The 8,655-nt window shown below is 34.1% G+C and carries 9 protein-coding genes; 2 read left to right on the top strand and 7 right to left on the bottom strand.

Going from position 1 to position 8,655, the window contains the following annotated elements; genetic code table 11:
- The first annotated feature begins 44 nt into the window (after positions 1 to 44).
- Positions 45 to 785: a hypothetical protein gene (locus tag H8R24_RS14110; RefSeq protein WP_187020220.1), complete on the top strand. Its 741-nt coding sequence runs from the start codon at positions 45 to 47 to the stop codon at positions 783 to 785.
- 212 nt (positions 786 to 997) lie between these two features.
- Here the strand turns inward: H8R24_RS14110 and H8R24_RS14105 are convergent, their stop codons facing one another.
- The 6 genes from H8R24_RS14105 to H8R24_RS14080 form a co-directional block, all read right to left on the bottom strand.
- Positions 998 to 1,846 (bottom strand): DUF3078 domain-containing protein, encoded by an 849-nt coding sequence (locus tag H8R24_RS14105; RefSeq protein ID WP_187020217.1) that lies wholly within the window; start codon positions 1,844 to 1,846, stop codon positions 998 to 1,000.
- Between the two features lie 399 nt (positions 1,847 to 2,245).
- Positions 2,246 to 2,755, bottom strand: a complete 510-nt coding sequence (locus tag H8R24_RS14100) for a DUF2480 family protein (protein ID WP_187020215.1) — start codon at positions 2,753 to 2,755, stop codon at positions 2,246 to 2,248.
- An 81-nt stretch (positions 2,756 to 2,836) separates the two neighbouring features.
- Positions 2,837 to 3,160: an SUF system Fe-S cluster assembly protein gene (locus H8R24_RS14095; RefSeq protein ID WP_187020212.1), complete on the bottom strand. Its 324-nt coding sequence runs from the start codon at positions 3,158 to 3,160 to the stop codon at positions 2,837 to 2,839.
- A gap of 155 nt (positions 3,161 to 3,315) precedes the next feature.
- Entirely contained in the window at positions 3,316 to 3,735 is a 420-nt protein-coding gene (locus H8R24_RS14090; protein ID WP_187020210.1) for a SufE family protein, read from the bottom strand.
- Positions 3,725 to 4,168, bottom strand: a complete 444-nt coding sequence (locus H8R24_RS14085; RefSeq protein ID WP_187020207.1) for a hypothetical protein — start codon at positions 4,166 to 4,168, stop codon at positions 3,725 to 3,727. Before H8R24_RS14085 ends, H8R24_RS14090 begins: the two co-directional genes overlap by 11 nt.
- Positions 4,169 to 4,178: 10 nt before the next feature.
- Positions 4,179 to 5,393 (bottom strand): aminotransferase class V-fold PLP-dependent enzyme, encoded by a 1,215-nt coding sequence (locus H8R24_RS14080; RefSeq protein WP_187020205.1) that lies wholly within the window; start codon positions 5,391 to 5,393, stop codon positions 4,179 to 4,181.
- Between the two features lie 163 nt (positions 5,394 to 5,556).
- Here H8R24_RS14080 and H8R24_RS14075 point away from each other — a divergent pair, with 163 nt between their 5' ends.
- The gene (locus H8R24_RS14075; protein ID WP_187020202.1) at positions 5,557 to 6,906 is read left to right on the top strand and encodes a serine hydrolase domain-containing protein; all 1,350 of its coding nucleotides are present in this window, start codon (positions 5,557 to 5,559) and stop codon (positions 6,904 to 6,906) included.
- A gap of 366 nt (positions 6,907 to 7,272) precedes the next feature.
- Here H8R24_RS14075 and sufD read toward each other — a convergent pair whose 3' ends face one another.
- The gene (sufD, locus tag H8R24_RS14070; RefSeq protein ID WP_187020200.1) at positions 7,273 to 8,589 is read right to left on the bottom strand and encodes a Fe-S cluster assembly protein SufD; all 1,317 of its coding nucleotides are present in this window, start codon (positions 8,587 to 8,589) and stop codon (positions 7,273 to 7,275) included.
- Positions 8,590 to 8,655: the final 66 nt, after the last annotated feature.

Here is an 8,655-nt window from a genome sequence, read left to right as displayed (position 1 = left end):
GTCATGAGTATCTGTGGTTATAGCTATGTTTTTTTAGACAATATTTGGTCTATACAATAAATGCGTTTGGTATTAGTTCTACTATCGATTATGAAACGCTTGATGAAATTTCCTTTTTCAGAATTTGCGAAGAGTTGTTAAAAATAATACAACGTGATGGATTTATAAAACTCACACCACTTGGAGCACTTCCTAAAAAAATACTTGCTGAATTATATCACTTTAAGTTTATAATTGATGAAAATATTGAATCAGGAATTAATAAACTGTCTCATGAAGATCAGTGTATCTCAGTTAAAACTGCCAAAAATGTATGTGAATTAACAAATCTTGTCAAAAAAAGCAAGGGAAAATTATTGCTAACAAAAAATGGAGAAAAATACTTGAAAGCTGAAAATCGTGTTGCACTTTTTAAAGTTATATTTTTAATTTTTACAGAAAAATTCAATTGGGCTTATAATGATGGTTACACGAAAGAACCTGTTGGACAATATGGCTATTTGTTTTCAATATACTTATTGAAAAAATTTGGTGAAGAACAAAAATTCACAAGCTTTTATGCAGCAAAATATTTACAAGTTTTTGAGAAATGCATCACACATTTTAATGGAGATTATTCAACACCAGAAAAACAATTCAATAGTTGTTACTTGGTGAGAACTTTTGAAAGGTTTACTGAATGGTTTGGATTAACAAGTATCAGTGGAAAAAATAATTATTTTGACCAAGAAAACGCAAAAATTGTAAAAACGAAAATACTAGAAAAGATATTTATCTATGAATAAAAATTACTGTTGCTAAAAGCCGTTTGGGAACATTGCGAATTTTAGGGTACGTTCACATTTAATTTTCCAAATAAATTTTATCTGTAACAGGCAATAATCAGTTACGAACTGCGTAATCTCTCCATGCGGAGAAATGGTTAACGGCAATAATATAAAAAAAATGCCCTTTTGAATTTTTTCAAAAGGGCATTTTAAGTAGGTGTAATTTAGGATTAAAAACCGTAGTTTACTCCTATTCCAAAAAGTTCTTTTAACTGAATCGCTTGAACTGCATTGTCATCATAAATAGCTTGTAGCGCAACATTTGCCGAAAGGTATTTGTTGATTTTCATCACTACATTCATTTGGTAATCTACATCCACATTTTGAGGTGCGTCTAAATAGTTAGAATACAAGTTCAATCTGTTTTCGATAGAAACATTGGTCATTAAATTAAATTTGTAATAAGCAGATATACTTGCTCCAAATTCAAAACGGGAACTATCCCCTTGTAATACACCAAAAGACGATCCTAGGTTGGTAAAATGACTGTCTACAAAAATTGCTTTTGCTGCTGCTGGAGCAAAGTTAATACTTAAATTGTCATTCTTTTTCCATAACATACCCGGTCCCATTTGGAAATAAGCAGGTGAGAAAAAGTGTGAAATACGTACACCATTTTTGTCTAAACCAGTATCCATCTGACTCTTAAAATTAAAGTAAGCTGAATAATACCAGTTTCCTGATGCTTTTTTACCCCAAAGAGAGTTAAGCTCTATACGGTCATCTGTTTTTGCTGTTAGCGCATCGCCTTTAATTTTACTTAATCCGTAGGCTAAGATAAATTTGTTATCCCAAACTACATCATCTTTTTTGTAATTGAAGTCATAGTTCAATCCGAAGTTTCCGGCTATGTTTGAAGTTCCTCCTCCAAGCCATTCTTTACTGTAAGATGATTGGTTGAATAATAAAGAAATGTTTCCTTTTCTTGTCCATAATTTTGTTGAATCCTTTGCAACCTCTTGCGCTGTAACTGTCGCTAAAGCAAAAAGTAAAACGAAAGTTAGTAGTAATTTTTTCATATTTTTTATTTTAAAGTGCAAAGATAATCAAAAATTCGAAATCAGTTTTAAACTTTAGTGCTTGATATACAGTTTGGTATGTTTTTTAATAAGGCGATTTTCTGCCTTATTATTTCTTAAATTCAGTAAAGGCTTATAGAATAGAAATAAATCAGAATTTATTTTAATGTATTGAAAGTCAAATGGATAATATGGAAATTTAGAAAGTATACTGTAGTTTTTTTAAATCCTAAGCAAGCGAAGAGTAGTTGCTATAGTAGTTTTATTAGACGGTTTCAATTAACTAAAATTCTTTTAGACGAATGGCTAAAATTCTCGATAATTTGCGTAAATAAAGTTTTTCCACCCCTTTTTTTAAGTAAAAAAGCGCAACTTTTTAAGAGTTGCGCTTTAAGTATTTTATTTTTTTGAAGCTTTGTACAATGGAACTGCTGAGCAGGCTTCGCCGTACATAATACTTCGAGCATGGGGTTGTAATTGATGCGCTGCAATAATATAGGCGCGCATGGGAACCGGTTTTCTAGAGCAACCTTTAATGATCACAGGTTTGTTGTTGTAAACACTATAATCTATTTTTGGTAGTAACTCTTCATATAATGTGGCGTCCAAATCCTCGAGATTTCCATTGACAATTTTCTTAGCAAATGGAGCGAGTTGAATAGCCACTAAAATTGATGCCCAAGCTGGAACAATGGCATCTGTGCTGCAATTGATTGCAACAAGATGGTCTTGGTATTGTGTCCAGTCATGGTTTTTAAGGTACTCTCTAAAATCTTTTTCTTTTAGTAAAAAACCTTCGAGCAACCACTGCGAGATATCGATTTGAGTTCGAATTCCTTTTGGATAATAATCCTCAAGATCAAAAACTTCGAGTACGCTATTCGCTACTTTATTTATGATTTCTTCCATTTCTTTTTTGTTTAAAGTTTAAAGTTTCAGGTTTAAAATTTTGCACGTATAACTTGAAACCTTAAACTTGAAACCTTTTTTTTAAAGCATTCCTAGTTCTAATTTAGCTTCTTCACTCATTAAGTCTTTGCTCCATGGTGGGTCAAAAGTAATTTCAACTTCAGCGTCTTTTACATGCTCGATTGATTTTACTTTGTCTTCTACTTCTCTTGGTAAGCTTTCGGCCACTGGACAGTTGGGAGAGGTTAGTGTCATTAGGATTTTTACTTCGTAATCGGTGTTTACCATTACATCATAAATCAATCCTAATTCGTATATGTCAACAGGGATCTCAGGGTCGTAAATTGTTTTTAATTTTTTTACGATTGCCTCTCCTAATTCGTTTGTGTCTATTTCTTGTGTCATTTTGTTTTTGTTTAATCTGTTTTTGTTAACATATAAGTTTCTATTTGTAAAATAAAATAGAGGGACATATAAGTTCTTATGTTTAACGGTTTTTTAAAATAAGAGTGAGCCTTTTTTTAATTTGCTTCTATGACTTATATAGCATAGTCTAACAATTATTTTTTAGCATCGAATGCTAAAGCATACATCTTAATGTTTTTTATCATGGATACTAAACCATTTGCTCTCGTAGGAGATAAGTGTTCTTTTAATCCTATTTCATCAATAAAGTCCATATCAGCAGCAAGAATATCGGCTGGTGATTGGTTAGAGAAGGTACGAATTAAAATAGCTATAATTCCTTTGGTTAATATGGCATCACTATCGGCCGTAAAAACTACTTTGTCATCATTTTGCTCACCTTGTAACCACACTTTTGATTGACAACCTTTGATAAGATTGTTATCGGTTTTTGCTTCGTCTTTAATCAAAGGCAAATTTTTCCCTAGATCAATGATGTACTCGTAGCGCTGCATCCAGTCGTCAAACATGCTAAACTCGTCTACTATTTCTTCTTGTATGTCTTTAATCTTCATCTTGTTGTTTTGAAAATGAATTTATTTTATTCACTAATCGTTTAATCTCAAACGGAGGAAAACCATGGTCAAAGCTTGCTGCTGTGTAGGTTGTTCCTTGATAGGTAATTTTTAAATTGGCTATAGCCGCTCCATCATAGAATCGTTTTTCTGTAGGCGATTTTAAATCTTTAATTTCGTCTAGGCTTATTTCTTGAAACAGGTCAATTAACTCCTTCCAGTCGGCATCACTAATTTTTGTGGGCTCAACTTTTTCTTTTCCTGTACGGTCCTCAGTAATTGTAACCATTTGTTTTTCGATGATTATCTTTTGATAAAAGCCTCTTGTGTTGGCTACATATTCAATAGTTGCCGATGCAATATCTTGTTTTGCTTCGTTGCTACATCCTTTTCCTAGAAAGAGCGTTAAAAATAATAGAGAAAGTATTTTCATAATTGCTGTTTTAAGAAAGCATCATTTGTGCTCTTTTTACGGCTTCAACTAGTGCGTCAACTTCTTCTTTTGTATTGTAAAAAGAAAAAGAGGCTCTAATGGTTCCCGGAATATTAAAAAAGTTCATAATCGGTTGCGCGCAGTGATGTCCTGTTCGTACCGCTATCCCTAATTTGTCAATTATCGTACCAATATCATACGGATGAATGCCTTCGATATTAAACGAAATTACCGATGTTTTTTCTGTGGCAGTACCAATAATACGTAGGCCTTCAATTTCTAACAAGCGCTTGGTTCCGTACTCTAATAATTCTAATTCTTGTTGCTGAATGTTGTCAAAACCAACTTCGTTCATGTAGTCAATAGCGGTTCCTAGCACAATTCCGCCAGCAATATTAGGCGTTCCTGCTTCAAATTTATGCGGCAACTCAGCATAGGTTGTTTTTTCAAAAGTCACTTCTTTGATCATTTCACCACCACCTTGATAAGGAGGTAATTTGTTTAACCAAGCTTCTTTACCGTACAAAATCCCTGTTCCTGTAGGGCCACACATTTTGTGTCCAGAGAAAACATAAAAGTCACAATCTAATGCTTGTACATCAGGTTTAAGATGCGGTACTGCTTGAGCACCATCAATCAATATGGCAGCACCTACTTCGTGTGCTTTGTCAATCATGTATTTAATAGGATTCAGAGTTCCTAAAGCATTCGAAATATGATTTACAGTGACAATTTTGGTTTTGTCTGACAGTAATTTGTCATACTCTGCCATGATCAATTCTCCTTTGTCATTCATAGGAATCACTTTTAGAGTAGCACCTGTCTTCTCACACAACATTTGCCAAGGCACAATATTACTGTGGTGTTCTAAGGATGAAACAAGTACTTCGTCACCCGGTTTTAAGATAGATGCAAATCCATTTGCAACTAAATTAATTCCAAAGGTTGTACCCGAAGTAAAAAGTACTTCATGTGAAAATTGGGCATTGATATGATTTTGCACTTTGCCACGAGAAATCTCGTAAGCATCAGTAGCTAATTGGCTTAAAGTATGTACACCACGGTGGATATTAGCATTGATTTCTTGGTAATATTTAGAGATTGCATCAATCACAATTTGTGGTTTTTGCGAAGTTGCTCCGTTATCGAAATATACTAATGGTTTTCCGTTTACAGTCTCAGAAAGTATCGGAAAATCGGCTCTTATTTTTTGAATGTCTAGCATAATTATTTAGAAAAATTCTAAATACAAAAGTACTAAAAACTAAATTGTTTCAGGCATCATTTTTAGATTTTCGTGAAGCATAGGTTTGGAATTTATAATAGTAATAAATTAGTGTAGCCAAGCAATAAATTATTTAAATTGCAGCATAAATTATCTAAAAGTCATGAAAAAAGTATTCAAGTATGTTGGTTTTGCACTGTTAGCAGTTGCTTTTTATATCGGGTTTACGACTTATCCAAAACTGGATTTGATTTCCGGCTTTTCAGCCAAAAGTATTGCTTCTGGACATTTCATCGATCAGCGTGAACAGGAGGTTATTGAAAAAGGCGACAATGACATCAAACTAATTGATCTGGCTACGAACACTATTGATGATAACGGAAAGTTTGCAACCGCATCAGTTTATGGGCTGAAGGAACGTAGAGCGATTTACAGACCGGGGTTAGGGGCGACTTTGATTGATGATAATTTTGATATTTCAAAACCGTATGAAGTACCTAATAGAATTTTTGTAAAAAACAATTTAACATTTCCTTATGGGAACAATGAACCAAAGGATACCGTTTTTACCAATGTTGATTATGGCAAATTAAATGCGGCTGTAGCCAATGCTTTTGATGAGAAAGGGAAAATTAGTAAAAGAACACGATCACTATTGGTTATTTATAAAGATAAAATCATTGCTGAGAAGTACGACACTGGTTTTGATAAAAACAGTAAAATTTTGGGTTGGTCGATGACCAAAAGTATAACGGGAACTTTATTTGGAATCTTACAACATCAAGGAAAATACAATGTTAATAAACCAGCGCCTATTGGCGAATGGAAAAATGATGATCGTAAAATAATTACTACTAGTGATTTGTTGCACATGAACTCAGGATTGGCATGGGAAGAGAATTACAGTACGATTTGTGACGCGACAAAAATGCTGTTTCAAGCAGAGAATATGGGGCGAATTCAACTTGAAAAGGAAGCTGTTTTTAAGCCCAACACGCATTGGAATTATTCATCAGGAACAACAAATTTGTTGTCTTATATTTTAAGAAATCAATTTAAAACCCACCAAGAATATTTAGATTTTTGGTACTCGGCTCTAATTGATAAAATAGGAATGAATTCTATGATTGTAGAAACCGATATGGCAGGAAATTTTGTAGGATCATCGTATGCTTGGGCAACGACACGTGATTGGGGGAAATTTGGACTACTGTACTTAAATAAAGGAAACTGGAATGGTGAACAGTTGTTTGATGCTGGTTGGGCCGAATATGTTGCAACGCCAACCAATGGATCAAATGGAGATTATGGAGCTCACTTTTGGTTGAATGCTGGTGGGCGTTATCCTGATGCACCAAAGGATTTATACTCGGCTAATGGTTTTCAAGGGCAAAAAGTATTTATTATTCCGTCAATGGATTTAGTAATTGTAAGAATGGGATTGACCGAAGACGCTAAGTTTGATGTAAACGGAATGTTGAAAGGGATTCTTGGAAGTTTTAAGAAGAAGTAGCAATTAAAGGTTTTTTTGTAAGTAAAAGGCTGTTGTAGATAAATTTAAGTGCAGTGTGGTGTAGTCTGGTTTTGTCAGGTCGAGCGGAGTCGAGACGCAAAAGTGGTTCTAGACAATTCTCAATTTGACAAATGGTTCTCAACTCCGCTCGAACAGACATTCGTGTTTTTTTTGGCAATTGTACTGCTTTTAGCCCCGATAGCAGTGGAAATCCTTTTATTGTTTTTCTTTAAAACAATAAAAGATTGTAACGAATAGCGGGAATAGCTCCTAAATAATAATAGTGTTTCAAGACAGGTCTAAATAGAGAAAGGGCGCAAAGTTTACTACAAACTTTGCGCCCTTATTTTATAATGTTCCTTTTGATTACAAATCAAATCCCATTTTCACACCTAGTTTACTTGCAATAAGTTTTGTGATGCGTTGTTTTAATTCTGGTATTTTAATGCTTTCAATTACGTTGTTTGTAAAAGCGTACATCAACAATGCTTTGGCTTCTTTTTGAGGGATTCCGCGTTGTTGCATGTAGAACATTGCTGTTTCGTCTAGCTGTCCAATGGTGCAGCCATGCGAACATTTTACATCATCGGCAAATATCTCTAATTGCGGTTTTGCATTGATTGTTGCTTTGTCGCTCAATAGAATATTGTTACTTTTTTGAAATGCATTTGTTTTTTGCGCTTCTTTCTCTACATATATTTTCCCGTTAAATACTCCGGTTGCACGGTCTGAGAAAATTCCTTTATAATCCTGGTGACTTTCGCAGTTTGGTGTTGCGTGTTGCACTAGGGTGTAGTGGTCTACGTGTTGTTTTTCACCAATGATGGTTACTCCATTTAGGTAACTTACAATGTGTTCACCAAAATGGTAGAAGTTCAAGTTGTTACGGGTTAGGTTTCCACCAAAACAGAAAGTATTTACGGCAACGCTACTTTCTTCTTTTTGCGACACATAAGTGTTGTCAATAAGGTTAGCTGTTAGGTTGTCATTTTGAATTTTATAGTGGTCAACGATTGCGCGTTTTTCAGCAAAAATTTCGGTTACGGCATTAGTCAAAACGGCATTTTCGTTTAAACTTTGGTGGCGCTCGATGATTTGTACATTGGCATTTTCGCCTACAATGATTAAGTTTCTAGGCTGAACTAAAAGTGCTGCTTCTGATCCTGTAGAGAAATACATGATTTCGATAGGCTTATCGGCAACTTTATTTTTAGGGATATTGATATACGCTCCTTCATTGGCGAAAGCCGTATTAAGAGAGGTTAAACTTTCTTCCTTGTTTGCAATTTGGTTGAAATAAGTATCAATTACCTCTTTGTATTTCGGTTTGTTTAATACCGATGACATCAAGCACACATCAATTCCTTCATGTGTTGTTGCTGATAAATGAGAACTAAATATTCCGTCGATGAAGACTACTTTGTAGCTGTCTATTTCATGTAAGAAATATTTTTTTACATCACTGTACTGTACTGTATTCTCTTGTTTAGGGAATACGGTGAAGTCATTTTTTAAGATTGCATTTAGCGAAGTATATTTCCAAGCTTCCTCTTTTTTAGATGGAAACCCTTTGTTTTCAAAATTCTTTAATGCTGCTGTACGTACATCATGAAGCTCAGAGTGCACATCAACGCGTTCCTCAAAAGCCATAAAAGACGATACTAATTTTTCTTTTAAATCCATTTTATTATAGTTTGTTTAAAGTTTAAGGTTTAAAAGTTTAAAGTTATCTTGTGGTAACTTTAAACT

It is taken from the genome of Flavobacterium muglaense (assembly GCF_014305155.1).
In the GTDB taxonomy this organism is placed as follows: domain Bacteria; phylum Bacteroidota; class Bacteroidia; order Flavobacteriales; family Flavobacteriaceae; genus Flavobacterium; species Flavobacterium muglaense.
The sequence above is the reverse complement of the archived record's forward strand: the minus strand, read 5'-3'. Positions and strand labels throughout refer to the sequence as shown.

Excerpts from the sequence above, each read along its gene's own strand:
- H8R24_RS14075 (WP_187020202.1), top strand. The coding sequence starts at position 5,557 with ATGAAAAAAGTATTCAAGTATGTTGGTTTTGCACTGTTAGCAGTTGCT.
- H8R24_RS14100 (WP_187020215.1), bottom strand. The coding sequence starts at position 2,755 with ATGGAAGAAATCATAAATAAAGTAGCGAATAGCGTACTCGAAGTTTTT.
- sufD (WP_187020200.1), bottom strand. The coding sequence starts at position 8,589 with ATGGATTTAAAAGAAAAATTAGTATCGTCTTTTATGGCTTTTGAGGAA.
- H8R24_RS14095 (WP_187020212.1), bottom strand. The coding sequence starts at position 3,160 with ATGACACAAGAAATAGACACAAACGAATTAGGAGAGGCAATCGTAAAA.
- H8R24_RS14105 (WP_187020217.1), bottom strand. The coding sequence starts at position 1,846 with ATGAAAAAATTACTACTAACTTTCGTTTTACTTTTTGCTTTAGCGACA.
- H8R24_RS14090 (WP_187020210.1), bottom strand. The coding sequence starts at position 3,735 with ATGAAGATTAAAGACATACAAGAAGAAATAGTAGACGAGTTTAGCATG.
- H8R24_RS14080 (WP_187020205.1), bottom strand. The coding sequence starts at position 5,393 with ATGCTAGACATTCAAAAAATAAGAGCCGATTTTCCGATACTTTCTGAG.
- H8R24_RS14085 (WP_187020207.1), bottom strand. The coding sequence starts at position 4,168 with ATGAAAATACTTTCTCTATTATTTTTAACGCTCTTTCTAGGAAAAGGA.